This is a genomic window from Pseudoxanthomonas sp. USHLN014, from assembly GCF_037153335.1.
GTDB lineage: Bacteria > Pseudomonadota > Gammaproteobacteria > Xanthomonadales > Xanthomonadaceae > Pseudoxanthomonas_A > Pseudoxanthomonas_A winnipegensis.
In genome coordinates this window covers 12,646-38,357 of the sequence record NZ_JBBCKO010000001.1, presented here as the reverse complement: position 1 = coordinate 38,357, position 25,712 = coordinate 12,646, and the positions used below count along the sequence as shown (strand labels likewise).

The following is a 25,712-nucleotide window of genomic DNA, read 5'->3' as shown; positions in this document are numbered from 1 at the left end:
GTCAGTCCACCAGCTGCAGGCGCAGTTCCTTGGGCAGGGCGAAGACCATGCTCTCCGGCTCGCCGGCCAGCTCGCTGACGTCGTTGGCGCCCAGCTCGCGCAGGCGCGCGATCACACCGTCGATCAGCACGTCCGGCGCCGAGGCGCCGGCGGTCACGCCGACCCTGCGCTTGCCGGCGATCCAGCGCGGATCGATCTCCTGCGCGCCGTCGATCAGATACGCCTCCACGCCGTCGCGCTGAGCCAGCTCGCGCAGGCGGTTGGAGTTGGAGCTGTTGGGCGAACCGACCACCAGCACCAGGTCGCATTCGCGCGCCAGGTCGCGCACGGCGTCCTGGCGGTTCTGCGTGGCGTAGCAGATGTCGTCGTTCTTGGGCCCCTGCATCGCCGGGAAACGGGCGCGCAGCGCCTCGATGATGCCGACCGTGTCGTCCACCGACAGCGTGGTCTGGGTGGTATAGGCGAAGTTGTCCGGCTGCTCGATCTGCAGCGTGGCGACATCGTCGATGTCCTCCACCAGGTAGATGCGCCCGGTACCGCGCTCGCGATCCCACTGGCCCATCGTGCCCTCCACCTCGGGGTGGCCGGCGTGGCCGATCAGCACCACGTCGCGTCCGGCGCGGCAGTGGCGCGCCACTTCCAGGTGGACCTTGGTCACCAGTGGGCAGGTCGCATCGAAGACCTTCAGCCCGCGCCGGCCGGCCTCGGCGCGCACGGCCTGAGACACGCCGTGGGCGCTGAAGATGACCGTGTTGTTGTCCGGCACCTCGTCGAGCTCTTCGACGAAGATCGCACCGCGGCGCTTGAGGTCGTCGACCACGAAGCGGTTGTGCACGACCTCATGGCGCACGTAGATCGGCGCGCCCAGGGTCTCGATGGCGCGCTTGACGATCTCGATGGCGCGGTCGACGCCGGCACAGAAACCGCGGGGATTGGCGAGCAGGACGTCCATGGCAGGCAGTGTAGAGGAGTGAGGGGAAAGGAACGCGTAACAGCGGTCCCGTGGGCCCTACGGCTTCTCCGTGGCCCGCGCCTCGGCCCCGCCCTTCTTGCTCAGCCCGAACAGCGCAATGCCAACCGCGCCGCAGACGATAGCCGAGTCGGCGATATTGAACGAGGGCCAGTAGTGGTCGCCCACGTACCACTGGATGAAATCGACCACATGCCCGTGCACCAGCCTGTCGATCACGTTGCCCAGCGCGCCGCCGATGACCAGCGCGTACGGCAGGGCCACGCGCCAGTCGCCGCGCGGCGTGCGCGACAGCCACCAGCCCAGCAGGCCGCACACGCCCAGCGCCAGCGCGGTGAAGAACCAGATCTGCCAGCCGCCGGCGTTGCTGAGGAAGCTGAAGGCCGCGCCGGTGTTGTAGGTGCGGTACCAGTTCCAGAAGCCGTCGATCACCTTGACCGCCTGGAACTCCGGCAGGCTGGTCAGCACCCAGGCCTTGGACCACTGGTCCAGGCCGATGACCACGGCCGACAGCAGCAGCCAGATCAGTGCCGAAGGCTGCCGCGTCGCGGCGCCCGGGTGCTGCGCTTGGTTCAGAACCATTGCCGGTCCTCCCCCGCGCCATCGACATTGTCCACGCAGCGCCCGCATAGCTCCGGATGCGCGGCGTAGGCGCCGACGTCGGCGCGACGCTGCCAGCAGCGCACGCACTTGGGCTTGTCGGTCGGCTGAGCGCTGACGAAGAGCGCCTCGGCGCTGGCCTCGCGCACGGTGACATCGCCGCTGATGAACAGGAAGCGCAGCTCATCGGCCAACGGCTGCCAGCGCGCGGCGGTGGCCGCGTCGGCGGCGATGGCGATCTCCGCGTCCAGCGCCGCGCCGATCGCGCCGCTGGCGCGCATCGGTTCGAGCACCTTGGCCACCTGCTCGCGCAGGGCCAGCAGCGCGTCGAAGTCGGCCTCGCCCAGCTTGGCATCCGGCGGCAGCGGCGCCAGGCCGTCGTACCAGGTGGTGAACAGCACGTTGTCCAGGCGATTGCCGGGCAGATAGCCCCACATCTCGTCGGCGGTGAAGCTCAGGATCGGCGCGATCCAGCGCACGAAGGCTTCGGCGATGCGGTACATCGCGCTCTGCGCGCTGCGGCGGCCGCGCGAATCCTCCTGCATCGTGTACAGGCGATCCTTGGTCACGTCCAGGTACAGCGAGCCCAGGTCGACGCTGCAGAAGTTCAGCAGCGCTTGCACGATGGCCGGCAGGTCGTAGCGCGCATAGGCGGCCTCGATCTTCTCCTGCAGCTGCCAGGCGCGATGCACGATCCAGCGATCCAGCGCGACCATGTCGTCCAGCTCACGCAGGTGCACGGCCGGGTCGAAGCCATGCAGATTGCCCAGCAGGAAGCGTGCGGTGTTGCGGATGCGGCGGTAGGCGTCCGCGTTGCGCTTGAGGATCTCCTGCGACAGCGACATCTCGTTGCTGTAGTCGGCGCTGGCGATCCACAGGCGCAGGATGTCCGCGCCCAGGGTCTTCATGATGTCCTGCGGCTCGATGCCGTTGCCCAGCGACTTGGACATCTTGCGGCCGTGCTCGTCCACGGTGAAGCCGTGGGTCAGGCAGTGCCGGTACGGCGCGGCCTTGTCGATGGCCACGCCGGTGAGCAGCGAGGACTGGAACCAGCCGCGATGCTGGTCGCTGCCTTCCAGGTACAGGTCGGCCGGCTTGCCGAAGCCGCGCTCCAGCAGCACGCCCTCGTGGCTCACGCCCGAGTCGAACCAGACATCGAGGATGTCGGTGACCTTCTCGTAGTCGGCGGCCGCATCGCCGAGCAGTTCGGCCGGATCCAGGTCGTACCAGGCGTCCACGCCGGCCTGCTCCACCTTCAGCGCCACCTGCTCCATCAGCGCGACGCTGTCCGGGTGCGGCAGGCCGGTCTCGCGGTGCATGAACAAGGCGATCGGCACGCCCCAGGTACGCTGGCGCGAGATCGTCCAGTCCGGGCGGCCCTCGACCATGCCGGCGATGCGCGCGCGGCCCCATTCGGGATACCACTTCACCGCATCGATGGCCTTGAGCGCATCGCTGCGCAGGTTGGCCTGGTCCATCGAGATGAACCACTGCGGCGTGGCGCGGAACACCACCGGTGTCTTGTGCCGCCAGCAGTGCGGATAGCTGTGGGTCAGCGGATGGAAGGCCAGCAGCGCACCGTTGCCGCGCAGGCCTTCGACGATGGCGTCGTTGGCTTTCCAGATGTGCTGGCCGGCCAGCGCCAGCTCACCGAACGGCGGCGTGGACGGCAGGTACACGCCGCGTCCGTCGACCGGGGTGATCTGCGCGGCAGTGTAGCGATCGACCAGACCGTACTTCAGGCAGACCGCGTAGTCCTCCTGGCCGTGGCCGGCCGCGGTATGGACCGCGCCGGTGCCGTCCTCGGCGGAAACGTGATCGCCCAGGATCAGCGGGATGTCACGCTCGGCGTAAAACGGATGGCCCAGCAGCAGGCCTTCCAGCGCGGCGCCCTTGGCACGACCGTGCACCACCACCTCGGACACGCCGTAGCGCGCCAGAGCGCGCGCGGCCAGCGCCTCGGCCACGACCAGCCAGCGCGGGGCGCCGTCGCGGGCCGGGCCTTCGACCAGCACGTAGTCCAGCTCCGGGCCCAGGCTCACCGCCAGCGAGGCCGGCAGCGTCCACGGCGTGGTGGTCCAGATCGGCACGGCCACCTCGGTCCCGGCCGGCGCCTGCGCGCCGAACGCCGCGGCCAGGGCCTGCGGATCGCGCGCGGCATAGCCCACGTCGACCGCCGGGGAGACCTTGTCCTGGTACTCGATCTCGGCCTCGGCCAGGGCCGAGCCGCAGTCGAAGCACCAGTGCACCGGCTTGGCGCCGCGCACCAGATGGCCGTTGGCGACGATCTTGGCCAGCGCGCGGATCTCGTCGGCCTCGAAGCGGAAGTTCAGCGTCTTGTACGGATGGTCCCAGTCGCCGATCACGCCCAGGCGCTTGAAGTCCTTGCGCTGCAGATCGATCTGCTCCTCGGCGTACTCGCGGCACTTCTGCCGGAACGCGCGCGCGTCCAGCTTGGTGCCCACCTTGCCCCACTTCTTCTCCACCGCGATTTCGATCGGCAGGCCGTGGCAGTCCCAGCCCGGCACGTAGGGCGCATCGAAGCCTGCCAGATAGCGCGACTTGACGATGATGTCCTTGAGGATCTTGTTGACCGCATGGCCCAGGTGGATGGCGCCGTTGGCGTAGGGCGGGCCGTCGTGCAGCACGAACAGCGGCCGGCCCTTGGCGTTGGCGCGCAGCTGCGCGTACAGATCCTGGTCGTACCAGCGCTTGAGCGTGTCCGGCTCGCGCTTGGGCAGGTCCCCGCGCATGGGGAACTCCGTGGCCGGCAGATGCAGGGTGGCTTTGTAGTCGGTACTCACAGGTGGCGGTTCTCTGCGGCTATGCGGGGGAGGCCTGCGCGGCGCCACGCGGGCCTGGATTCAAGAAGATGATCGTTCAGGCCGTGGCCCGCAGGCGTTCGGCGGACAGCAGTCGGCGGGCGTTGGCGGCGTCGCGCTGCATCTGCTCGGTCAGCGCCTCCAGGCCGTCGAATTTTTCCTCGTCGCGCAGCTTGGCGACGAATTCCACGCGCAGATGGCGCCCATACAGGTCGCCGCTGAAGTCGAACAGATGCGCCTCCAGCAACGGCTCCACGCCCTCCACGGTGGGCCGGGTGCCGAAGCTGGACACCGACGGCCACGGCCGCTCGGTCAGCCCATGCACCCAGGTCGCGTAGATGCCGCTCAGCGCCGGCGTCTTGGGGAAGCGCAGGTTGGCGGTGGGGAAGCCCAGCGTCCGGCCCAACTGCTTGCCGCGCACCACCCGCCCGCCGATGGCGTACGGGTGGCCGAGCAGGCGCTCCGCATGGACGAAGTCGCCCTGGCGCAGCGCGGCGCGGATGCGGGTGGAGGACACACGCTCGCCATCGGCGCAGTGCACCGGCTCGATCTGGCCCGCGGCGAAGCCCAGCTCCGCGCCCATCGCCTGCAGCAGCGCCACATCGCCGCCGCGCTTGTGGCCGAAGCGGAACTCCGGCCCGATCCACACCTCGCGCGCGGCCAGGCGCCCGACCAGCAGCGTGTGAACGAAATCCTGCGCCGACATCGCGGTCATGCGCTGGTTGAAGCGCAGCAGGCCGATGCGGTCGGCCCCGCCCTGCAGCAGGCCTTCGACCTTGGCGCGCGGCAGGCTCAGGCGCGGCGGCGGGTCCTGCGGCTGGAAGAACTCGCGCGGCAGCGGTTCGAAACTCACCGCCACCAGCGGCAGCCCCAGCGCGCGGGCGCGCGCCTGGGCATGGCGCAGCAGCGCACGGTGGCCCAGGTGCAGGCCATCGAAGGCGCCGATGCACACCACACTGCCACCCGGGGTCAGTACCCCGCCTTCGATGTCACGGAACAGCCTGCTCATCGGGATTGGGCGATCGGGCGGCCAGACGAGGCCGCCCAGGAAATCTCTGGGGAAACCCGTGAAGTATAGCCGTCAGGCGCTGGCGCAAGGCCCACCGACTCAGTGCCCACGCAGGTCGCGCGGTCGCAGGCCCAGCGCGACCTGCACCACGCCGTAGGTGAGCCCGCCAGCCGCGACCAAGCCCAGCAGACCGAGGACGCGCGTCAGCTTGGGCAGTACGGTGAAATCGGGAAGCCAGTGCAGCCCGGTGCCGACCACCGCAGCCATTGCCGCGCACGCCAGCAGCAGCCGCAGGACGAAGCCGCCCCAGCCCGCGCGGCGCTGATACACCCCGGCGCGGCGCAGCCACATCCACAGCAGGCCCAGGTTGATGTAGCTGGCCACCGCGCTGGCGATGCCCAGGGCCAGATGCAGACCGGGCGTCCGCGCCAGCGCCTCGGTCACGCCCAGCGCGCGCACCTCCGGCTTGACCATCAGCTGGTACAGCAGCGCCAGGAACAGCAGGTTCAGCACCATGTTGGACACCAGCGCCACGATGCCGGCGCGGACCGGGGTGGTGGTGTCCTGGCGGGCGTAGAAGGCCGGCAGCACGATCTTGAGCAGGGCGAAGGCCGGCAGGCCGAAGCTCAGCCCGAACACCGACATGGCCGCCATATGCGTATCGAAGGCGGTGAACTTGCCGTACTGGAACAGCGTGGCCACCAGCGGCACGCTCAGCAGCATCAGGCCCACCGCCGCCGGCACGGCGATCAGCAGGGTCGTGCGCAGGCCCCAGTCCAGCGCCGCGGAGAATCCGGCGGCGTCGGTCTTGACGTGGTGGCGCGAGAGCGCCGGCAGGATCACCGTGCCCAGCGCCACGCCGAACACGCCCAGCGGCAGCTCCAAGAAGCGGTCGGCCTGGGAGAGCCAGCTCTGCGAGCCGGCGAACAGGAACGAGGCGATCACCGTATCCAGCAGCAGGTTGATCTGCGCCACCGACGAGCCGAACAGGGTCGGCACCATCAGCCGCAGCACCCGGCGCACGTCCGGATGCGACCAGCCCCAGCGCGGCAGGGTCAGCAGGTCGATCCCGCGCAGCGCCGGCAGCTGGAACAGCAGCTGCAGCGCGCCGGCCGCCAGCACTGCCCAGCCCAGCGCCAGGATCGACATGCCCATCAGCGGCGCCAGCCACAGCGCGCCGGCGATCATGCACAGGTTGAGGATCACCGGCGTCAGCGCCGGGATGGCGAAGCGGTTGAAGCTGTTCAGCGCCCCGCCCGCCAGCGCGGTCAGCGAGACGAACAGCAGGAACGGGAAGGTCAGCCGCAGCAGGTCCACGATCAGGCCGAACTTGACCGGGTCGTCGGCCGAGCCGGGGTTGAACACCATCGCCACCTGCGGGGTGAAGATCAGCCCCAGCGCGGTCACCAGCAGCAGCACTCCGCCGAGCGTGCCCGACACGCTGGCCATCAGCGTGCGCAGGTCGGCATGCGGCCGGGTCTCCTTGACCTCGGTGAACACGGGCACGAAGGCCGTGGAGAACGAGCCTTCGGCGAACAGCCGGCGCAGGAAGTTGGGGATGCGGAACGCCACCCAGAACGCGTCGGTCACCGCATTGGCGCCGAAGCTGGCGGCGATGGCCTGGTCGCGCACCAGCCCCAGCACCCGCGAGATCATGGTCATGCTGCTGAACGACAGCAGCCCTTTCAGCATTTTCGGTGTGCTCACGCCCTACCCCAGGCCATGTGGTTGACGCAAGTCCTTGAACAGCCCATAATTTCCCGTTCGTTTTTCCGCCCGCCGTCAACCCCAAGTCTTCTCAGGATCCCAACGTGGCCAATATCAAGTCCGCCAAGAAGCGCGCCAAGCAGACCGTCGTGCGCAATGCGCGCAACGTCGCTCAGCGCTCCATGCTGCGCACCGCCGTCAAGAAAGTCATCAAGGCCCTCGACGCCAACGACGCCGCCGGCGCCGAAGCCGCCTTCGCCACCGCCCAGCCGCTGCTGGACCGTTTCAGCTCGCGTGGCCTGATCCACAAGAACAAGGCCGCCCGTCATAAGAGCCGCCTCACCGCGCGCATCAAGGCCCTCAAGGCCGCTTGACGCTCCACTGACGGCAAGGGCAACAGGAAACCCGGCTTCGGCCGGGTTTTTTGTTGCCCACGGATTGCCGCAGACAACAGCCAGGCACCGTAGAGCGGAGCTTGCTCCGCTGAGGCTTGCCCAGGATTGTCCCTCGCCCGCCTGTTCCAGAAGCTCTGATCCCATGCGCGAAGCAAGCAAGAGCAGCGGAGCGAGCTCCGCTCTACACAGGCGGACACCGCCCGATTCCGGCGTTGGATGCGTCACGGCCATGCCTCCCGCGAGACCTAGCCGGCGTTCTGCGCAGCCTCGAGCGCCTCTTCGCGCTGGCGGTCGAAGAAGGCCATGATCGCCTGCATGATCGGCCAGGTACCCTCGCGCGAGATCGCCGAGGTCACATACCACGGGCCGGTCCAGCCCAGTTCCTCGATGACTGCCTTGGCGCGCTCGGCGGCCTCGTCCTCGAACATCAGGTCGGCCTTGTTGAGCACCAGCCAGCGCGGCTTTTCCAGCAGCTCCGGATCGTGCTTGCGCAGCTCGCGCTCGATGGCGCGCACCTGCTCGGCCGGCGAGACGGTCACGCCGGTGTCGGCGAAGGCCTCGTCCACCGGCGCCATGTCCACCAGGTGCAGCAGCAGGCGGGTGCGCTGCAGGTGGCGCAGGAACTGCGTGCCCAGCCCGGCGCCCTCGGCCGCGCCCTCGATCAGGCCCGGCACGTCGGCGATGACGAAGCTGCGGTGCGGCTCGACGCTGACCACGCCCAGATTGGGATACAGGGTGGTGAACGGATAGTCGGCCACCTTCGGCGTGGCCGCCGACACCGCGCGGATCAGCGTGCTCTTGCCGGCGTTGGGGAAGCCGAGCAGGCCCACGTCGGCCAACAGCTTGAGCTCGAGCTTGAGCAGGCGCTCCTCGCCCTCCTCGCCCGGCGTCGCCCGGCGCGGGGCGCGGGTGATCGAGGACTTGAAATGCATGTTGCCCAGCCCGCCCTTGCCGCCGCGCGCCACCAGCAGGCGATCGCCGTGCGTGGTGAGGTCGCCGATCACCTCGTCGGTGCCGACGTTGACCACCATCGTGCCGACCGGCACGGTGATGGTCAGGTCCTCGCCGGCCTTGCCGTACATCTGCCGGCCCATGCCGTTCTCGCCGCGCTGGGCGCGGAAGTTCTTCTGGTGGCGGAAGTCGACCAGCGTGTTGAGGTTCTCGTCGGCCTGCAGCCACACGCTGCCGCCGTTGCCGCCGTCGCCGCCGTCCGGGCCACCCAGCGGGATGAACTTCTCGCGCCGGAAGCCGACGCAGCCATTGCCGCCATTGCCGGCGATGACCTGGATTTCCGCTTCGTCTACGAGTTTCATGGGTTAACAGCCGGGAATGGGGAATGGGGAAACGAGAATCGGGAGAGCGAACCGCCGCAGGGCGACGATTCTATGCCGCGGCAACAGACCAGCAACGCCATGACGGCATTGCCTGGCGCAACCGGGACAGGGCGGGGAGGCGGCAGGCGCTCTGGCCATTCCCGATTCCCCACTCCCGATTCCCGATTCCCGGCTACAAACGAAAAACCCCGCCGAAGCGGGGCTTTCGCGACGCAGCGACGCGAAGGCTCAGCCCTCGGTCACCACGCTCACGGTGCGACGTTTGGCCGCGCCCTTGACCGAGAAATCGACCTTGCCGTCGACCAGCGCGAACAGCGTGTGGTCGCGGCCCAGGCCGACGCCCGGACCCGGGTGGAACTGCGTGCCGCGCTGACGGACGATGATGTTGCCGGCTTCGATCGCCTGGCCACCATAGACCTTCACGCCCAGCATCTTCGGGTTGGAGTCGCGGCCGTTGCGCGAAGAACCTACGCCCTTTTTATGTGCCATGACTTGCGCTCCTTACTTGTTGTCGCCGGAAGCGTTGATTCCGGTGATCTCGATTTCGGTGTAATGCTGCCGGTGACCCTGGTGCTTCATGTGGTGCTTGCGGCGGCGGAACTTGATGATCTTCACCTTGTCGGCGCGGCCGTGCGACTTGACGGTCGCGGTGACCGTGGCGCCCTTCAGCGCGTCGCCCAGCTTGATGCCGTCGTCGCTGCCGAGCATCAGCAGGGTGTCGAAGGTGATGGCCTTACCGGCTTCGGCGTCCAGCTTCTCCACGCGCAGGGTCTCGCCCTGCATGACGCGATATTGCTTGCCGCCCGTGACCAGAACTGCGTACATGGGTGCTTCCTCTTTGTGTTGGCTTTTCGTAGTTATTCTCGTGCCTGCCGCCCATCGAGGGGCGGACAGAAGCAGAATGATAGCCGGATCAGTGACTTGGAGCAAGTCACCCCATGCCGTGCCCGCCCGCGGTCCCCAGGGGTCGTCCGGCCGCCCCGGGGCCTTAGGAAATCCGTCAATTGCCCCCATACAGGGGACTCGCTAGGCTGACCGATTCGCGACGGATCGACACGTGCCGGCGCCCTCCCCTTCCTGCACAGGCCAGACCCCCAAGGCATGGACAGTATCCGCATCCGCGGCGCTCGCACGCACAACCTGAAGAACATCGATCTCGATCTGCCGCGCGACAAGCTGATCGTGATCACCGGCCTGTCCGGCTCGGGCAAGTCCTCGCTGGCCTTCGACACCATCTACGCCGAAGGCCAGCGCCGCTACGTCGAATCCCTGTCGGCCTACGCGCGCCAGTTCCTGAGCGTGATGGAAAAGCCGGACGTGGACCACATCGAGGGGCTGTCTCCGGCCATCTCGATCGAACAGAAGTCCACCTCGCACAACCCGCGCTCGACGGTCGGCACGATCACCGAGATCTACGACTACCTGCGCCTGCTCTATGCGCGCGTGGGCATCCCGCGCTGCCCGGACCACGGCTATCCGCTGGAGGCGCAGACGGTCAGCCAGATGGTCGACCAGGTGCTGGCGCTGGATGGCGAGCAGCGCTACATGCTGCTGGCCCCGGTGATCCGCGAGCGCAAGGGCGAGCACGCCCAGGTGTTCGACCAGCTGCGCGCGCAGGGCTTCGTGCGCGTGCGCGTGGACGGCGAGCTCTACGAGATCGACGCGGTGCCGCCGCTGGCGCTGCGCGTCAAGCACACCATCGAGGCGGTGATCGACCGCTTCAAGCCGCGCGAGGACATCAAGCAGCGCCTCTCGGAGAGCTTCGAGACCGCGCTGAAGCTGGGCGACGGCATGGCCGCGGTGATGTCGCTGGACCAGCCCGACGCGCCGCCGCAGCTGTTCTCGTCCAAGTACTCCTGCCCGGTGTGCGACTACTCGCTGCCCGAGCTGGAGCCGCGCCTGTTCTCGTTCAACTCCCCGGTCGGCGCCTGCCCCAAGTGCGATGGCCTGGGCGTGGCGCAGTTCTTCGACCCGGCGCGCGTGGTGGTGCATCCGGAGCTGTCGCTGGCCGCCGGCGCGGTGCGCGGCTGGGACCGGCGCAATGCCTACTACTTCCAGCTGATCGCCTCGCTGGCCAAGCACTACAAGTTCGACGTCGATGCGCCGTGGATGATCCTGCCGGAGAAGGTCCAGAAGGCGGTGCTGTACGGCAGCGGCGATGAGCTGGTGACCTTCACCTACCTCACCGAGTCGGGCGGGCGCACCCAGCGCAAGCACAAGTTCGAAGGCATCGTGCCCAACCTGGAGCGCCGCTACCGCGAGACCGAATCGCCGGCCGTGCGCGAGGAGCTTGCCAAGTTCATTTCCGAGCAGCCCTGCCCCGAATGCGGCGGCGCGCGCCTGAACCGCGCGGCGCGCAACGTGTTCGTGGCCGATCGCCCGCTGCCGGAGATCGCCGTGCTGCCGGTGGACCAGGCGCTGGCGTTCTTCCGCGAGCTCAAGCTGGCCGGCTGGCGCGGCGAGATCGCGGTCAAGATCATCAAGGAGATCGCCGAGCGGCTGGGCTTCCTGATCGACGTGGGCCTGGACTACCTGACCCTGGAGCGCAAGGCCGACACGCTGTCCGGCGGCGAGGCCCAGCGCATCCGCCTGGCCAGCCAGATCGGCGCCGGCCTGGTCGGCGTGATGTACGTGCTGGACGAGCCCTCCATCGGCCTGCACCAGCGCGACAACGAGCGCCTGCTCGGCACGCTGACGCGCCTGCGCGACCTGGGCAATACGGTGATCGTGGTCGAGCACGACGAGGACGCGATCCGCGCGGCCGACCACGTCCTGGACATCGGTCCGGGCGCGGGCGTGCACGGCGGCGAGATCGTCGGCGAAGGCACGCTGGAGGACCTGCTCAAGGCGCCGCGCTCGCTGACCGGGCAATACCTGTCTGGCAAGCGCCGCATCGAGGTGCCCAAGGCGCGACACAAGCCCAACCCGAAGATGACGCTCAAGCTCACCGGCGCGCGCGGCAACAACCTCAAGGGCGTGGACCTGGAGATCGCCGCGGGGCTGTTCACCTGCATCACCGGCGTGTCCGGCTCGGGCAAGTCGACGCTGATCAACGACACGCTGTTCAGCCTGGCGGCCAACGAGATCAACGGCGCCTCGCACCAGATCGCGCCCTACGACGAGGTCACAGGGCTGGACCTATTCGACAAGGTCGTGGACATCGACCAGTCGCCGATCGGGCGCACGCCGCGCTCCAACCCGGCCACCTATACCGGGCTGTTCACGCCGCTGCGCGAGCTGTTCGCGCAGGTGCCCGAGGCGCGTGCGCGCGGCTACTCGCCGGGGCGCTTCAGCTTCAACGTGCGCGGCGGCCGCTGCGAGGCCTGCCAGGGCGATGGGCTGATCAAGGTCGAGATGCACTTCCTGCCCGATGTGTACGTGCCCTGCGATGTGTGCCACGGCAAGCGCTACAACCGCGAGACGCTGGAGATCCTCTACAAGGGCTTCAACATCAACGACGTGCTGGAGATGACCGTCGAGGACGCGCTGAAGCTGTTCGAGCCGGTGCCGTCGATCGCGCGCAAGCTGGAAACGCTAATGGACGTGGGCCTGAGCTACGTCAAGCTGGGCCAGAGCGCGACCACGCTGTCCGGCGGCGAGGCCCAGCGCGTGAAGCTGTCCAAGGAGCTCTCGCGCCGCGACACCGGGCGCACGCTCTACATCCTGGACGAGCCCACCACCGGCCTGCACTTCCACGACATCGAGCATCTGCTGGCGGTACTGCACAAGCTGCGCGACGACGGCAACACCATCGTGGTGATCGAGCACAACCTGGACGTGATCAAGACCGCTGACCAGGTCGTCGACCTCGGCCCCGAGGGCGGCCACCGCGGCGGCACCATCATCGCCACCGGCACGCCGGAGGAAGTGGCGGCCAACCCGGCCTCGCACACCGGCCGCTTCCTGGCGCACCTGCTGCCGGACACCAAGGCCAAGGCCAGCAAGCCGGCGGCGGTGGCCAAGGACGAGGTGCTGCCGCCGCGCATGGCGGCCAAGAAGGCGGCCAAGTCCGCGGCCAAGTCCGCCAGGATCCCAAGCAAGAAGAAGGCCTCTTCCTGATGAGCGAAGCGAGCGAAACCCCGATTGCGCGCAAGGTGCTGGCGCGCGTGCCGATCTCCGTACGTTGGCGCGACATGGACGCCTATGGGCATGTCAACAACGCCAAGTACATCTCCTACCTGGAGGAGGCGCGCGTGCGCTGGCTGCACGGCGTCACCGGCGGCCAGACCATGGGCCGCGGCATCTCGCCGGTGGTGGCCAATACCGACGTCAACTACCGTCGGCCGATCGTGTGGCCCAACGACATCGTCGTGGAGCTGTTCGTCGAGCGCCTGGGCAATTCCAGCGTGACCATCGGCCACCGCATCGTGGCCGACAACGACGACACGGTGCTGTACTCCGATGGCCACGTGGTGGTGGTGTGGATCGACACGGCCACCGGCAAGAGCGCGCCGATTCCCGAGGCGGTGCGCCAGGCCAGCGTCTAGGGCCTGCCCTCGCGCCTTTCCATACCTCACCGCACGGGCCCGCTATCATGCGGGCCCGCTGCATTGGTAGGAGGCGTGCGATGTCCGAGCTGGTCCAGGTCCTGTCCCACGGTGCCGTGCGCGAACTGCGCCTGGCGCGGCCGCCGGTCAACGCGCTCGACGATGCGCTGATGCAGGCGCTGGCGCGCGCGCTCGAGGACAGCTTCGCCGATGCCCAGGTTGCCGGCGTGGTGCTGTCGGGCAACGAACGGGTGTTCAGTGGCGGACTGGATGTGCCGCATCTGATCTCGCACGGGCAGGACCGCGACGCCCTGCGTGCGACGTGGTCGGCCTTCCTCGGCCTGGCCGGCATCATCGCCGCCGCGCCCATCCCGGTGGCCACCGCGCTGACCGGCCATGCGCCGGCCGGCGGCTGCGTGCTGGCGCTGTGCAGCGACTATCGCGTGATGTGCCGCAGCATCGATGCGGCGCATCCATTGCAGATCGGCCTCAACGAGACCCAGGTCGGCCTGGCCGTGCCTGACGGGATCCAGCATCTGATGCGCCGCGCGATCGGCGCCCACCAGACCAGCCTGCTGGTCGTGCCCGGGGCGATGGTCAGCGCCGAGCACGCGCTGCGCATCGGCCTGGTCGACGCGCTCGCAGACGATGCCGCGGCCACGGTCGAGCACGCGGTGCAGCGGCTGCAGGCGCTGGCGCGGCTGCCGCAGACGCCGCTGCGCAGGACCCGCGCGATCGCCCGCGCCGACATGGTCGCGGCGCTGGAGACGGTGGTGCTGGAGGAGTTCATCGAGCAGTGGTTCGGCCCGGACACCCAGGCCGCCCTGCAGGCGATGGCCGCTCGGCTCAGGAAGTCGCCACCGGCCGCGTAGGGTCGGCGATCCAGCCGCTCCACGAGCCGGCGTAGAGCTTCGGCCCGGGCAGGCCGGCGTGCTCGAACGCGAGCAGCTGATGGCAGGCGGTCACGCCCGATCCGCACATCAGCACCGCGTCACGCGCCGCATGCGGCCCGAGCAGGGCCAGCAGCTCCAGCCGCAGCGCCTGCGGATCGCGGAAGCGGCCATCGACCAGGTTGTTCTGGAACGGGCGATTGACCGCACCGGGCACATGCCCCGCCACGCGATCGACCTGCTCCTGCTGGCCGCTGTAGCGCTCGAAGGCGCGCGCGTCGATCAGCCAGCCCGGCGCCTCGGCGCGGCGCGCGGCGACCTGGTCGGCATCGACGATGCGCGTGCGGTCGAAGTGGCCCGGATACGGCGGCAGCGGCACTGGCGCGGGCACTGCCTCGGTCTCCGGCAGGCCGGCGGTACGCCAGGCGGCCAGGCCGCCGTCGAGCACCGCCACCCGCGCATGACCCAGCAGGCGCAGCAGCCACCACAGGCGCGCGGCGGCCATGCTGCCATCGCCGGCGTCGTAGACCACCACCTGGTGCTCGGGCCCGATGCCCCAGCGCCCCAGTCGGGCCTTGAACGCGCCCTCGTCCGGCAGCGGATGCCGGCCCTGCCCTTCGGCGATCCGCGACAGGTCGGACAGGTCCTCGTTGAGATCGGCGAAGACCGCGTGCGGCAGATGCGATTGCGCGTAGCCGGCGCGGCCGGCGGACGGGTCGTACAGCGCGAAGCGGGCATCGACCAGGCGCAGGTCCGGGTCGTGCAGGTGCAGCAGCAGGACGGTGGGATCGACCAGGGTGGTCCAGTTCATGCCACAGCCTCCAGGCGTCGGCGCAGGTTGTAGAGGATGGCCGCGGTCGCGCCCCAGATGCGCTGCGCGGCCCAGTCGTATTCCAGCACGGTGCGCGCGCGGCCCTTGAACGACAGCTCCACGCTGCGCAGGTTGTCCGGCGCCATCAGATAGTCCAGCGGCACTTCGAACACCTCGGCGACCTCGCCCGGATTGGGCACGGGCACGAAGGCCGGATCCACCACCGCCACCACCGGCGTGACCAGGAAGCCGCTGACCGTGGCCAGCGGATCGAGCAGGCCCAGCGGCTGCACCTGGTGGCGCGGGAGCGCGATTTCCTCGTGGCTCTCGCGCAGGGCCGCGTCGATGGCATCGGCGTCGCCCGGGTCCACGCGGCCACCCGGGAAGCTCACCTGCCCGCCGTGGTGGCGCAGGTCGTCGTGGCGGCGGGTCAGCAGCACGGTCGTCCCGTTCGCACGCGGCACCAGCCCGGCCAGCACCGCGGCGGCGGCGGGCGGCTTGGTGCGCAGCACGTCGTCGATTTCGGTCTGGTTCCAGCCGCGTGCCGGAGGAACCGCGTCCAGCGGATGCAGCGCGCGCTGCAGCTGGGGGTACTCGGGCAACAGCGCGGGAAGATCGGCAGGCATGCGACGCAGCGGAAGCGCGCTCATCAGGGTCGAACGCGCATCATCGCCCATCCGCGCCCAGCCGGCGATTTCGTCCAGCGTGCGCAGGCAGCCCGCGCACAGCCCGTCGGCGCGCATGCGGCACACGCCGATGCACGGCGACAGCAGGCTGGGGGCGGAGGCGGCAGACATGGACGATCGAAGCGGAGCGAAGTTTTGGGACGGTAGAAACGACGATGCGCCGGACGGGCCGGCGCATCGTCTTGTCACACTGCGGCAGCGCGCAGGCTTACTTGACGCCCACCAGCTTGACGTCGAACACCACGGCCTGGTTCGGGCCGATCGGCGACTGCGGCGTGTTGCCGTAGGCCTTCTCCGGCGGCAGCACCACTTCCCAGCGCGAGCCGGACGGCATCTGCACCAGCGCGTCGCGCAGGCCCGCCAGCGGAATCTCGCTGACCTTCAGGCTGGCCGGCGGCGGCGGGGTGGTCTGGCCCTGCTGCGGGCTGAAGGTATCGACGAAGGTGCGGCCATCGGCCAGCGAACCCTTGTACTGGATGGTCACGGTGCTGGCCTGGGTCGGCTTGGCGCCGCTGCCAGCTTCGACCACGCGGTACTGCACGCCACCCGGCAGGGACTGCACGCCGGCCTTGGCCTTGTTCTGCGCCAGGAAGGCGTCGGACTTGGTCTTGTTGGCGGCGGCGGCCTGGTCGAACGCGGCCTTGGCCTTGGCCATCTGGCGCGCTTCCATCTGCTGCACGGCGGTGCGCAGCTGGTCGACCGGAACCGAGGGTTCCTTCTTGGCGTAGCCTTCGTTCAAGGCCTTCTGCACGGTGGCCAGATCGACGGACTCGCCGCTTTCGATCAGGTTGCGGCCCAGGTCGTAGCCCAGCGCATAGCTCAGGGCATTGCGGTCGGGAGCGGGCGTGGAAGCCGGGGCGGTCGAGGTCTGTGCTGCGGCGGTGCCTGCGGCCAGAGTCATGGCCAGCACGCTGGCGGGAAGCAAACGCAACTTCATGTCTTACAAACCTCCGGGGTTCAAGGGTTGGGTCCAGCAAGCACTTGCGGCCCAAATGGACGCGCTAGGATAGCCCCCGCCGGACTTAACGGCCAGTGAGGCATGGACGCGATTGACCGGCCTGTCCGCGGGAAAGTTCCCGCTTCACCAATTTTTCACGAACAAGGCGTGTCGCATGGCTGAGAACTCCGTTTTGGTCGCCGATGAGGGCGCGGTGCGCCGCATCACCGTCAACCGCCCCGACAAGCTCAATGCGCTCGACGCCGACACCATCGCCGCACTGACCGAGGCCTTCCGCGCCGCCGACGCGGACCCGAGCGTGCGCGTGGTGGTGCTGGCCGGCGCCGGGCCCAAGGCGTTCGTGGCCGGTGCGGACATCGCCGGCATGACCACGATGGATGCCATAGCCGGGCGCGACTTCGGCCTGCGCGGGCAGACCCTGATGCGCACCATCGAGACCCTGACCAAGCCGGTGATCGCGCGGGTCAACGGCTTCGCCCTCGGCGGCGGCCTGGAGCTGGCCATGGCCTGCCATCTGCGCATCGCCGCGGAGACCGCCAAGGTCGGCCAGCCGGAAATCAACCTGGGCCTGATCCCCGGCTTCGGCGGCACCCAGCGCCTGCTGCGCCTGGCCGGGCGCGCGGCCACGCTGGAGCTGTGCCTGCTGGGCGCGCCGATCAGCGCCGCGCGCGCCCTGGCGCTGGGCATCGTCAACGAGGTCGTGCCGCTCGATGCGCTGGATGCGCGCGTGGATGCGCTGGCCGCGCAGCTGGCCAGCGCCGCGCCGCTGGCGCTGCGCGCGATCCTCGAGTCGGTCATCCATGGCGGCGAATGCGCGCTGGGCGAAGGCCTGCAGTTCGAGGGCGCGCAGTTCGGGCTGATGTTCGCCACCGCCGACATGCGCGAGGGCACCGCGGCCTTCGTCGAGAAGCGCAAGCCGCAGTTCTCGGGGCGCTGATGGGCGTCGACGGACACGACTGCGCGCAGGCACTGGCGCTGGCCGCGCTGCTGGCCGAGGACAGGCTCGATGCGGCGCTCGAAGCCGGGCTGATGGACGTGCCTGCGGACGCCGGGACCTGTGCGCACTGCGCCGACGTGCTGGCGCAGGTGGCCGCGGCGCGGCAGCGCCTGCACGTCGCCTGGGCGGCCAGGGAGCGCTATCGCGCACGCGCCGCGCGTCTGGCTAGGCGTGCGGCCGAGCGCCAGGCGCGCCGGATCAAGCCCGCCGCCACGCCGAGCCCGCAGGCGCCCGCCCTGCCCCCCGCCGTGGCCGCCGCCCTGGCCCGGGCCAAGGCGCGCGCCGCCGGAACGCCGCGCACGTGAGCCCCGCTTCGCCACGCCGCTCCCGCACGCTCACGCGCGCGGAGATCGACGAGCTGTTCTCGCGCCTGGCCGAGCTCAATCCCAACCCGACCACCGAGCTGGAATACACCACGCCGTTCGAGCTGCTGATCGCGGTGATCCTGTCGGCGCAGGCCACCGACGTAGGCGTCAACAAGGCCACGCGCCGGCTCTACCCGGTGGCCAACACGCCGCAGGCGATCCTCGCGCTGGGCGAGGACGGCCTGAAGCGCTACATCTCCACCATCGGTCTGTTCAACGCCAAGGCCAAGAACGTCATCGCCACCTGCCGGATCCTGGTCGAGCAATACGAGGGGCAGGTGCCGCGCCAGCGCGAGGCGCTGGAGGCGCTGCCGGGCGTGGGCCGCAAGACGGCCAACGTGGTGCTCAACACGGCGTTCGGCGAATCGACGATGGCGGTGGACACACATATCTTCCGCGTCGCCAACCGCACCGGTCTGGCGCCGGGCAGCAACGTGCGCGAAGTCGAGGACCGACTGGTCAAGGTGATCCCGCCGCAGTATCTCTACAACGCGCACCACTGGCTGATCCTGCACGGCCGCTACGTGTGCAAGGCGCGCAAGCCGGACTGCCCGCAATGCGTGATCCGGGACCTGTGCCGGTTTCCGGACAAGACGGTTGAGCGGCAGGAGTGAGTGGTGGGACAAAGAGAGCGGCCGATCTGCCGCTCTCATGCACTCCTCTTTGCTCTCTCTCGAAGAGGTTCTTTGCAACTGGCGGACTGGACGGGACTCGAACCCGAGACCTGGCTCGGGAGTGCGACGCCTGCGCGTTCGGACTTCGGAAGGGCAGCGGTCCGGCGGCCCGCTGCCGCGCGCTTTGAGTACGCAGGCTTCGGTTCGAAGAACTCCTGATCTTTCCTCTCGCGGAGCACAGGCTCACTCCCTGTGGGAGCGACTGTCTCCTCAAATCTCGCAACGGCCTATGTGTAGAGCGGAGCTTGCTCCGCTGGGGCCTTTCCCACGGACTGAACGAAGAGCAGCGGAGCAAGCTCCGCTCTACAGGTGGGAGCCGCCCTTGTGGCCTTTTTGGTCAATGGCGGCGACGGGGTTTTGCCGGTAAAGCCTCATCGCCGCCATGGCGGCTCCCACCGAAGCACGAGGCCTGGTCAGGCCCTTCCCGTTCAATCGCAAGCAATGGAGAAATAACCGAGCCGAGGAGACGTGCCCGGCTGGGTCGAGGCTGGTGGCCGAAGTGGCGCCCACCGAGCCCATGCATTTCCGTAGAAACAAAAAAAGCGGCGGAGCCTTCGCTCCGCCGCCGGATGACGTCGATCGAGGGGAAGTCGATCAGAACGACACGTCGCCCCACACGCCGAACTCGCTGGTCTTGGTGTCGATGTTGCGGTCGTTGTCGCGGTGCGTGTTCTTGTAGACGGTGGCCAGCTTGAAGCCCTTGGTCACCGGGAACTCGACGCCGAGGTTGTAGTAGGTCTCTTCCAGGTTCGGATCGACGTCCTTGCTCAGCTTGGCCTTGTCGTAACGGGCGAACAGATTGATGCCGCCATCGGTCAGCGCCACGTTGGCCCAGCCCGAGTAGCCATCGGCCTTGTCCTCGACCGTGTTGGTGACGGCCCAGTTCTTGGCCTGGAAGTACTCCACGCCGGCGCGGAACTTGGAGCCGGCGTAGGCGGCCATCGCGTCGAAGCGCTTGGCGGTCTGCGGCGGGTCGAAGTTCTGGGTTTCCTTGGCGCGCTCGCCGGTGTAGCCACCGATGGCGATGATCGTTTCCGGCGTCGGCGCGAAGCCCAGGCGGCCTTCCCAGTCCATGCCCTTGCTGCGGCCCGGATTGCGGTAGCCGCCGCCGCTGACCACCGAGGTGGCGTAGTTGAAGCCGGCGCCCAGGTCGCCGAAGGCGTGCACGCCCCAGTCGGCCGAGGTGCCGTAGGACAGGCGGTCGATCAACGTGTTCTCGACGTAGCGGTAGCCGTAGTACTTCTCCACGAACGGCACCCACGGCATGTCGGCCGCACCGACGCGCACGGTGAAGGCGTCGTCGAACTTGCCCTGCACATAGGCCTTCTTGATGAAGACCTCGACGCTGTCGGCGCGCTTGCCGTCGCCGTTGGCGCTGCCCGCGCCCGGGGTCACCGAGAAGTACTGCGCGTCGGTGGTGATGTTGGCCGACCAGATGTCGTTGAACTTGTGGTCGAAGGTCAGGTAGAAGCGCTTGACGTCGAAGCCGGTGCCGGTCGAGTTGGTCTTCACGCCGTTGCTCTTCTGATCGACGCTGGTCAGGTCGAAGAAGATGCGGCCGCCGATCTTGTTGTCGTTGACCAGCTTGGACAGGCCGTCCACCTTGGTGGTGGTGGCGGCCGAGGCCTCGATGGCCTGCGCCTGGACGACGTTGACCTCGGACTGCGCGTCGGACTGGGCTTCCTGCTGGGCGACCTGGGTCTGCAGCTGCTGGATCTGCGACTGCATCGCGGCCAGCTGCGCCTTCAGCGCCTCGATCTCGGTCGCGGTCGAGGAGGTCGCGGCGACGGGCTTGGCCTTCTTGCTCGACTGGGCGTGGGCGTAGGGGCTCGACGCCAGGCCGAGGCCGGCGACGACGGCCACGGCAAGGATATGGGAACGCATGGTTCTCTCCGGGTGGTGGATGCGAGGGCTGTGCCCCTGGTGCTCCCCCGGGGCGACGGCGTGAAGATTCCGCTAAGCCCGTGACGCTCACGGGTCACTTTGATGACATTCGCAAGACAGCCGATCCGGAACCCCGTCACGGCGGGCATGTCATCCGGGTGTCACGAATATTTCTTCAAAGCATCATCGAATCGTCCTGCAATGGCGCCCATCGCCGGCAATGCCGCCGGTGCACCACCCGTCAGGAGCTTCTTTCGTGACCCACCTTTCCAAGATCCGCGTGCTCGCGGGTGCTGTCGTCGCCACCCTGGCGCTGTCCGCCAACCCGGCTTCGGCGGCGGACATCACCGGCGCCGGCGCGTCCTTCATCTATCCGGTGGTGACCAAGTGGTCGGCCGACTACGCCACCGCCACCGGCAACAAAGTCAACTATCAGTCCATCGGTTCGGGCGGCGGCATCGCCCAGATCAAGGCCAATACGGTGGACTTCGGCTCCTCGGACAAGCCGCTGGATTCGGCCGAGCTGTCGGCCTCGGGTCTGGTGCAGTTCCCGTCGGTGATCGGCGGCGTGGTGCCGGTGTTCAACGTGGCCGGCGTCGCCCCGGGCGCACTGAAGCTGGACGGCGCCACCCTGGCCAACATCTTCCTGGGCAAGATCGCCAAGTGGAACGACCCGGCCATCGCCGCGCTGAACCCGGGCCTGGCCCTGCCCGACCAGAAGATCACCATCGTCCATCGCTCCGACGGTTCGGGCACCAGCTTCAACTTCACCAACTACCTGTCCAAGGTCAGCCCGGAGTGGAAGTCCAAGATCGGCGAAGGCACCACCGTGCAGTGGCCGGCCGGCATCGGCGGCAAGGGCAACGAGGGCGTGGCCGCCTACGTCAAGCAGATCAAGGGCGGCGTGGGCTACGTCGAATACGCCTATGCGCTGCAGAACAAGCTGGCCTATGCCTCGATGCGCAACTCGGCCGGCAAGTTCGTGCTGCCCAGCGATGAGACCTTCTCGGCCGCCGCCTCCAGCGCCGACTGGGCCAAGTCCAAGGACTTCAACCTGGTCATCACCAACGCGCCGGGCGCCGATGCGTGGCCGATCACCGCCACCAACTTCATCCTGATGCGCAAGTCGCCCAAGAGCACCGCCAGCGCCAAGGGCGCCAAGGACTTCTTCAAGTGGGTCTACGCCTCCGGCGACGCCCAGGCCAAGGCGCTGGACTACGTGCCGCTGCCCGACGCGCTGGTGCAGCAGATCCAGACCTACTGGTCGACCAACCTGAAGTACTGAGCGGGCGCGCGGCCTCCTGCGGCCGCATGACGTTCGATGACGCGGCCCTTTGTGGGCCGCGTTTTTTTTGCCGAGTGCAGGAAGGGAGAGCCCGAAGTCGCGAACTAGCGACTGAGGGGGTGGGGTGCTTTTGCTCTTGCTTCTGTGGCTTGCCCGGGAAAGCCCCAACCCCTCCCCATCCCTCCCCTGCGCTTCGCGCAAGGGAGGGGGCCTCAAGTCGATCCCTTCCCGTCACTGATCGCGTTGTGCGCGAGGAAGGGTTCGAGCGCCCGCAAACCGAAGCCCTGTGACCTAACGCGCGCGGCAGCGGTCCGGCGGGCGGGGGCCGCGCCGAGCGAGGCAGGACGCCGAGCGCCCGAGTCGGGGCAGGATGCCCCGATCGAGGGATCAGCGGCTCCCGGCCGCCGGACCGCTGCCCCTCCGAAGCCGGAAAACGTGCCCCGATCACGGCGTCATGACCTTGTAACAAAAGCATCATCCAATAGCGCCAAGCAGGCCGGATGCTCGTCTGCGCCCTCTTCGCTTCCCTGGAGTTGTCCATGCGTTTCAAGCCGGCCCGTGCGGCCCTGCTGTCCCTGTCCGTTGCCCTGGCCGTCGCCGCCTGCAGCAAGCCCGCCGACCAGGCCAACACCGCCGCCACGCCGGCCGCCGACGGCGCCACCCAGCCGGCCGCGGCCGCCAAGAACCCCAATGCCGCGCAGATCTCCGGCGCCGGCGCGTCCTTCATCTATCCGCTGGTGTCCAAGTGGTCGGCCGACTACGCCGCGGCCACCGGCAACCAGGTGAACTACCAGTCGATCGGCTCCGGCGGCGGCATTGCCCAGATCAAGGCCAAGACCGTGGACTTCGGCTCGTCGGACAAGCCGCTGTCCAGCGAAGAGCTGGCGCAGTCCGGCCTGGGCCAGTTCCCCTCGGCGATTGGAGGGGTGGTGCCGGTGGTCAACCTGGACGGCGTGGACGCCGGCAAGCTGCGCCTGACCGGCGAACTGCTGGCCAACATCTTCCTGGGCAAGATCGCCAAGTGGAACGACCCGGCGCTCCAGGCCGCCAACCCCGACCTGAAGCTGCCCGACGCGAAGATCAACCTGGTGCACCGCTCCGACGGTTCGGGCACCAGCTTCAACTTCACCAACTACCTGTCCAAGGTCAGCCCGGAGTGGAAGTCCAAGGTCGGCGAAGGCACCTCGGTGCAGTGGCCCGACGGCGTGGGCGGCAAGGGCAACGAGGGCGTGGCCTCGTACGTGAAGCAGATCAAGAACTCGATCGGCTACGTCGAGCTGGCCTATGCCCTGCAGAGCAACATGCCCTACACCGCCATGCAGAACGCGGCCGGCCAGTGGGTGCAGCCGGATGCGGCCTCCTTCGCCGCCGCGGCCGAGAGCGCCGACTGGGCCAATGCCAAGGACTTCAACCTGGTGATCACCAATGCGCCGGGCGAGAAGGCGTGGCCGATCACGGCCACCAACTTCATGCTGATGCACAAGCAGTCGGCCGATGCCAAGCGCAATGCCGAGACGCTGGCGTTCTTCAGGTGGGCCTTCGAGCACGGGCAGGCACAGGCGGCGGACCTGCACTACGTGCCGCTCCCGGCGCCGCTGGTGCAGCAGATCGAGGCGTACTGGGCGGCGGAGTTCAAGTGACGCAATGGCGCGGCTGGGCCATAGGCCCGGCCGCCTTTGCCGCTGCCGGAGGCGGCATGCCGCCTCCATCTCCGCGAAAGCGGGGATCCAGGGACGTTGCTGTTGATCTTGCTCCACCCGCCTCAAAGCCAAAGCAAAGTCCCTGGATTCCCGCGTTCGCGGGAATGACGAACTGAGAGATGGCTTGCCCGCCTTCGCGGGAATGACGAGTTGAAAGATTGCTTTGCGCTTCCGCGGCAATGACGAGTTGAAAGATCACTTGACCCTCCGCGGCAATGACGAACTGAAAGATTGTGCGTTCACGCTTTCGCGGCGACACGCCGCGTCGCGTCTCCCGCCCCCATCCGAGCCCTCATCCTGCATGAACGCAGCAACGCTCCCCCTTCCCGACAGCAACTCGCGCGATGCGCGCGACGCGCGGGCCGATCGCCTGTTCCGCTGGGTGCTGGTCGGCACGGTGGTCTTCGTGCTGGTCGCGCTGGCCAGCGCCGCCCTGTCCATGCTCTGGGGCGGCCGCCACGTGCTGCTCGACCAGGGCTGGCACTTCATCACCTCCACCGACTGGAATCCGGTGGAGAACAAGTACGGCGCGCTGGCGCCGATCTACGGCACGCTGGTCACCGCGGTCATTGCCATGCTGATCGCCGTGCCGGTGAGCTTCGGCATCGCCTTCTTCCTGACCGAAGTGGCGCCGCGCTGGCTGCGCGGGCCGATCGGCACGGCCATCGAGCTGCTGGCCGGCATCCCTTCGATCATCTACGGCATGTGGGGCCTGTTCGTGCTGGTGCCGGTGATGACCGAATACGTCACGCCCTGGCTCAACGACACCCTCGGCACGCTGCCGGTGATCGGCGCGCTGTTCCAGGGGCCGCCGCTGGGCATCGGCATCCTGACCGCCGGCTTCGTGCTGGCGATCATGGTCATCCCCTTCATCTCCTCGGTGATGCGCGAGGTCTTCCTGACCGTGCCCACGCGGCTGAAGGAATCGGCCTACGCGCTGGGCGCGACCAAGTGGGAGGTGAGCTGGGACATCGTGCTGCCCTATACCCGCTCGGCGGTGATCGGCGGCATCTTCCTGGGGTTGGGCCGTGCGCTGGGCGAGACCATGGCCGTGGCCTTCGTGGTCGGTAACAGCGTGAGCCTGTCGGCCTCGCTGCTGATGCCGGGCACCACCATCGCCGCGCTGATCGCCAACGACTTCGGTGAGGCCACCGAGACCTATCGCTCGGCGCTGCTGCTGCTGGGCTTCATCCTGTTCATCGTGACCTTCGCGGTGCTGGCCGTCGCGCGCTTCATGCTGATGCAGCTGGCCCGCCGGGAGGGCAACTGATGTCCAGCGCCGCCATCTATGCCCGTCGCCGCGTGGTCAACGCGGTGACGATCTTCGTCTCCTGCATCACCGCGCTGTTCGGCCTGGCCTTCCTGGCCTGGATCCTGTGGACGCTGGTGGCCAAGGGCATCGCCGGGGTCAACCTGGACCTGTTCACCCAGAACACGCCGCCGCCGATGCAGGAAGGCGGCCTGCGCAACGCCTTCTTCGGCAGCGCGGTGATGTGCGTGCTGGCGATCGCGATCGGCGCGCCGCTGGGCGTGCTGGCCGGCACCTGGCTGGCCGAATACGGCAATGCGCGCAAGGCCGGCACGGTCGTGCGCTTCGTCAACGACATCCTGCTGTCGGCGCCGTCGATCGTGCTGGGCCTGTTCGTGTACGCGATGGTGGTGTCGGTGATCGGCTTCTCGGCGCTGGCCGGCGCGATCTCGCTGGCCTTCATCGTGCTGCCGGTGGTGGTGCGCACCACCGACGAGATGCTGCGCCTGGTGCCGGCGCAGATGCGCGAGGCCGCGCTGTCGTTGGGCATCCCGCAGTGGAAGGTGATCATGCAGGTGCTCTACCGCAGCGCCTCGGCCGGCATCGTCACCGGCATCCTGCTGGCGCTGGCGCGCATCTCCGGCGAGACCGCGCCGCTGCTGTTCACCGCCTTCGGCAACCAGTTCTGGAGCACCAACATCTTCCGCCCGATGGCCTCGGTGCCGGTGGTGATGAACCAGTTCGCCGGCAGCCCCTACGAAACCTGGCAGACCCTGGCCTGGGCCGGCGCACTGGTCCTGACGGTGTTCGTGCTGCTTGTCAGCCTCGGCGCGCGCTTCTTCCTGCTGCGCAACCGGATCTCCAATGACTGATCTCTCGATGGATCCCA

At 68.5% G+C, this 25,712-nt stretch carries 23 protein-coding genes; 11 read left to right on the top strand and 12 right to left on the bottom strand.

Annotation, left to right across the window (positions count from 1 at the left end):
• Position 1 precedes the first annotated feature (1 nt).
• The 5 genes from ispH to murJ form a co-directional block, all read right to left on the bottom strand.
• A complete protein-coding gene (gene ispH, locus WFQ05_RS00180; protein WP_130519113.1) occupies positions 2–952 on the bottom strand; it encodes a 4-hydroxy-3-methylbut-2-enyl diphosphate reductase in 951 nt (316 codons plus the stop codon).
• Positions 953–1,009: 57 nt separating this feature from the next.
• Positions 1,010–1,552, bottom strand: coding sequence for a signal peptidase II (lspA, locus tag WFQ05_RS00175; protein ID WP_337052153.1), 543 nt, complete (start codon positions 1,550–1,552; stop codon positions 1,010–1,012).
• Positions 1,543–4,374, bottom strand: coding sequence for an isoleucine--tRNA ligase (gene ileS, locus WFQ05_RS00170; RefSeq protein ID WP_337052151.1), 2,832 nt, complete (start codon positions 4,372–4,374; stop codon positions 1,543–1,545). Before ileS ends, lspA begins: the two co-directional genes overlap by 10 nt.
• Before the next feature lie 76 nt (positions 4,375–4,450).
• A complete protein-coding gene (locus tag WFQ05_RS00165; RefSeq protein ID WP_130529445.1) occupies positions 4,451–5,401 on the bottom strand; it encodes a bifunctional riboflavin kinase/FAD synthetase in 951 nt (316 codons plus the stop codon).
• 99 nt (positions 5,402–5,500) lie between these two features.
• Positions 5,501–7,093: a murein biosynthesis integral membrane protein MurJ gene (murJ, locus tag WFQ05_RS00160; RefSeq protein ID WP_337052727.1), complete on the bottom strand. Its 1,593-nt coding sequence runs from the start codon at positions 7,091–7,093 to the stop codon at positions 5,501–5,503.
• Between the two features lie 119 nt (positions 7,094–7,212).
• On the opposite strand from murJ, the gene rpsT reads away from it, so the two are divergent.
• Entirely contained in the window at positions 7,213–7,482 is a 270-nt protein-coding gene (rpsT, locus tag WFQ05_RS00155; RefSeq protein WP_130519121.1) for a 30S ribosomal protein S20, read from the top strand.
• Between the two features lie 266 nt (positions 7,483–7,748).
• Here rpsT and obgE read toward each other — a convergent pair whose 3' ends face one another.
• The 3 genes from obgE to rplU form a co-directional block, all read right to left on the bottom strand.
• Entirely contained in the window at positions 7,749–8,816 is a 1,068-nt protein-coding gene (gene obgE, locus WFQ05_RS00150) for a GTPase ObgE (RefSeq protein ID WP_337052150.1), read from the bottom strand.
• 249 nt (positions 8,817–9,065) lie between these two features.
• Positions 9,066–9,326, bottom strand: a complete 261-nt coding sequence (gene rpmA, locus WFQ05_RS00145; RefSeq protein WP_130519125.1) for a 50S ribosomal protein L27 — start codon at positions 9,324–9,326, stop codon at positions 9,066–9,068.
• Positions 9,327–9,338: 12 nt separating this feature from the next.
• A complete protein-coding gene (gene rplU, locus WFQ05_RS00140; RefSeq protein ID WP_130519127.1) occupies positions 9,339–9,662 on the bottom strand; it encodes a 50S ribosomal protein L21 in 324 nt (107 codons plus the stop codon).
• Between the two features lie 276 nt (positions 9,663–9,938).
• Between rplU and uvrA the strand changes: the two genes are divergently transcribed.
• The 3 genes from uvrA to WFQ05_RS00125 all read left to right on the top strand — a co-directional run bounded on the left by uvrA (position 9,939) and on the right by WFQ05_RS00125 (position 14,196).
• Positions 9,939–12,896, top strand: coding sequence for an excinuclease ABC subunit UvrA (gene uvrA, locus WFQ05_RS00135; RefSeq protein ID WP_130519129.1), 2,958 nt, complete (start codon positions 9,939–9,941; stop codon positions 12,894–12,896).
• Positions 12,896–13,324, top strand: a complete 429-nt coding sequence (locus tag WFQ05_RS00130; protein WP_130534784.1) for a thioesterase family protein — start codon at positions 12,896–12,898, stop codon at positions 13,322–13,324. Before uvrA ends, WFQ05_RS00130 begins: the two co-directional genes overlap by 1 nt.
• An 80-nt stretch (positions 13,325–13,404) precedes the next feature.
• Positions 13,405–14,196 (top strand): enoyl-CoA hydratase/isomerase family protein, encoded by a 792-nt coding sequence (locus tag WFQ05_RS00125; protein WP_337052146.1) that lies wholly within the window; start codon positions 13,405–13,407, stop codon positions 14,194–14,196.
• Here WFQ05_RS00125 and WFQ05_RS00120 read toward each other — a convergent pair.
• The 3 genes from WFQ05_RS00120 to WFQ05_RS00110 form a co-directional block, all read right to left on the bottom strand.
• Positions 14,171–15,025, bottom strand: a complete 855-nt coding sequence (locus WFQ05_RS00120; protein WP_337052144.1) for a rhodanese-like domain-containing protein — start codon at positions 15,023–15,025, stop codon at positions 14,171–14,173. The genes WFQ05_RS00125 and WFQ05_RS00120 overlap by 26 nt on opposite strands.
• Positions 15,022–15,822, bottom strand: a complete 801-nt coding sequence (locus WFQ05_RS00115; RefSeq protein ID WP_337052143.1) for a CoA pyrophosphatase — start codon at positions 15,820–15,822, stop codon at positions 15,022–15,024. The genes WFQ05_RS00120 and WFQ05_RS00115 overlap by 4 nt, the downstream gene beginning before the upstream one ends.
• Positions 15,823–15,919: 97 nt before the next feature.
• Positions 15,920–16,648, bottom strand: coding sequence for an FKBP-type peptidyl-prolyl cis-trans isomerase N-terminal domain-containing protein (locus tag WFQ05_RS00110; RefSeq protein ID WP_130519139.1), 729 nt, complete (start codon positions 16,646–16,648; stop codon positions 15,920–15,922).
• Positions 16,649–16,823: 175 nt separating this feature from the next.
• Between WFQ05_RS00110 and WFQ05_RS00105 the strand changes: the two genes are divergently transcribed.
• From WFQ05_RS00105 to nth, 3 genes are read left to right on the top strand one after another with little or no spacing between them, the layout of a single operon-like run.
• Positions 16,824–17,606 carry an enoyl-CoA hydratase-related protein gene (locus tag WFQ05_RS00105; RefSeq protein WP_337052142.1) on the top strand — a complete coding sequence of 261 codons (783 nt, stop codon included), beginning with the start codon at positions 16,824–16,826 and terminating at the stop codon, positions 17,604–17,606.
• Positions 17,606–17,971, top strand: a complete 366-nt coding sequence (locus tag WFQ05_RS00100; RefSeq protein ID WP_337052141.1) for a hypothetical protein — start codon at positions 17,606–17,608, stop codon at positions 17,969–17,971. Before WFQ05_RS00105 ends, WFQ05_RS00100 begins: the two co-directional genes overlap by 1 nt.
• Entirely contained in the window at positions 17,968–18,645 is a 678-nt protein-coding gene (nth, locus tag WFQ05_RS00095; RefSeq protein WP_337052139.1) for an endonuclease III, read from the top strand. Before WFQ05_RS00100 ends, nth begins: the two co-directional genes overlap by 4 nt.
• Before the next feature lie 654 nt (positions 18,646–19,299).
• On the opposite strand, the gene WFQ05_RS00090 is transcribed toward nth, so the two are convergent.
• A complete protein-coding gene (locus WFQ05_RS00090) occupies positions 19,300–20,589 on the bottom strand; it encodes a porin (protein ID WP_337052138.1) in 1,290 nt (429 codons plus the stop codon).
• 256 nt (positions 20,590–20,845) lie between these two features.
• On the opposite strand from WFQ05_RS00090, the gene pstS (WFQ05_RS00085) reads away from it, so the two are divergent.
• From pstS (WFQ05_RS00085) to pstA, 4 genes are all read left to right on the top strand, one after another.
• A complete protein-coding gene (pstS, locus tag WFQ05_RS00085) occupies positions 20,846–21,874 on the top strand; it encodes a phosphate ABC transporter substrate-binding protein PstS (RefSeq protein ID WP_235871707.1) in 1,029 nt (342 codons plus the stop codon).
• 539 nt (positions 21,875–22,413) lie between these two features.
• Complete coding sequence (gene pstS / locus WFQ05_RS00080; RefSeq protein WP_337052137.1) at positions 22,414–23,514, top strand: phosphate ABC transporter substrate-binding protein PstS; 1,101 nt, start codon at positions 22,414–22,416, stop codon at positions 23,512–23,514.
• Positions 23,515–23,875: 361 nt separating this feature from the next.
• Positions 23,876–24,844: a phosphate ABC transporter permease subunit PstC gene (pstC, locus tag WFQ05_RS00075; RefSeq protein ID WP_130519153.1), complete on the top strand. Its 969-nt coding sequence runs from the start codon at positions 23,876–23,878 to the stop codon at positions 24,842–24,844.
• Positions 24,844–25,695 (top strand): phosphate ABC transporter permease PstA, encoded by an 852-nt coding sequence (gene pstA / locus WFQ05_RS00070; protein WP_337052136.1) that lies wholly within the window; start codon positions 24,844–24,846, stop codon positions 25,693–25,695. The genes pstC and pstA overlap by 1 nt, the downstream gene beginning before the upstream one ends.
• Positions 25,696–25,712 lie beyond the last annotated feature (17 nt).

What these genes read in the sequence shown, in the direction of transcription:
- ispH (WP_130519113.1), bottom strand. Translation starts at nt 952, where the DNA reads ATGGACGTCCTGCTCGCCAATCCCCGCGGTTTCTGTGCCGGCGTCGAC.
- lspA (WP_337052153.1), bottom strand. Translation starts at nt 1,552, where the DNA reads ATGGTTCTGAACCAAGCGCAGCACCCGGGCGCCGCGACGCGGCAGCCT.
- WFQ05_RS00165 (WP_130529445.1), bottom strand. Translation starts at nt 5,401, where the DNA reads ATGAGCAGGCTGTTCCGTGACATCGAAGGCGGGGTACTGACCCCGGGT.
- murJ (WP_337052727.1), bottom strand. Translation starts at nt 7,093, where the DNA reads ATGCTGAAAGGGCTGCTGTCGTTCAGCAGCATGACCATGATCTCGCGG.
- obgE (WP_337052150.1), bottom strand. Translation starts at nt 8,816, where the DNA reads ATGAAACTCGTAGACGAAGCGGAAATCCAGGTCATCGCCGGCAATGGC.
- rpmA (WP_130519125.1), bottom strand. Translation starts at nt 9,326, where the DNA reads ATGGCACATAAAAAGGGCGTAGGTTCTTCGCGCAACGGCCGCGACTCC.
- rplU (WP_130519127.1), bottom strand. Translation starts at nt 9,662, where the DNA reads ATGTACGCAGTTCTGGTCACGGGCGGCAAGCAATATCGCGTCATGCAG.
- uvrA (WP_130519129.1), top strand. Translation starts at nt 9,939, where the DNA reads ATGGACAGTATCCGCATCCGCGGCGCTCGCACGCACAACCTGAAGAAC.
- WFQ05_RS00130 (WP_130534784.1), top strand. Translation starts at nt 12,896, where the DNA reads ATGAGCGAAGCGAGCGAAACCCCGATTGCGCGCAAGGTGCTGGCGCGC.
- WFQ05_RS00125 (WP_337052146.1), top strand. Translation starts at nt 13,405, where the DNA reads ATGTCCGAGCTGGTCCAGGTCCTGTCCCACGGTGCCGTGCGCGAACTG.
- WFQ05_RS00120 (WP_337052144.1), bottom strand. Translation starts at nt 15,025, where the DNA reads ATGAACTGGACCACCCTGGTCGATCCCACCGTCCTGCTGCTGCACCTG.
- WFQ05_RS00115 (WP_337052143.1), bottom strand. Translation starts at nt 15,822, where the DNA reads ATGTCTGCCGCCTCCGCCCCCAGCCTGCTGTCGCCGTGCATCGGCGTG.
- WFQ05_RS00110 (WP_130519139.1), bottom strand. Translation starts at nt 16,648, where the DNA reads ATGAAGTTGCGTTTGCTTCCCGCCAGCGTGCTGGCCATGACTCTGGCC.
- WFQ05_RS00105 (WP_337052142.1), top strand. Translation starts at nt 16,824, where the DNA reads ATGGCTGAGAACTCCGTTTTGGTCGCCGATGAGGGCGCGGTGCGCCGC.
- WFQ05_RS00100 (WP_337052141.1), top strand. Translation starts at nt 17,606, where the DNA reads ATGGGCGTCGACGGACACGACTGCGCGCAGGCACTGGCGCTGGCCGCG.
- WFQ05_RS00090 (WP_337052138.1), bottom strand. Translation starts at nt 20,589, where the DNA reads ATGCGTTCCCATATCCTTGCCGTGGCCGTCGTCGCCGGCCTCGGCCTG.
- pstS (WP_337052137.1), top strand. Translation starts at nt 22,414, where the DNA reads ATGCGTTTCAAGCCGGCCCGTGCGGCCCTGCTGTCCCTGTCCGTTGCC.
- pstC (WP_130519153.1), top strand. Translation starts at nt 23,876, where the DNA reads ATGAACGCAGCAACGCTCCCCCTTCCCGACAGCAACTCGCGCGATGCG.
- pstA (WP_337052136.1), top strand. Translation starts at nt 24,844, where the DNA reads ATGTCCAGCGCCGCCATCTATGCCCGTCGCCGCGTGGTCAACGCGGTG.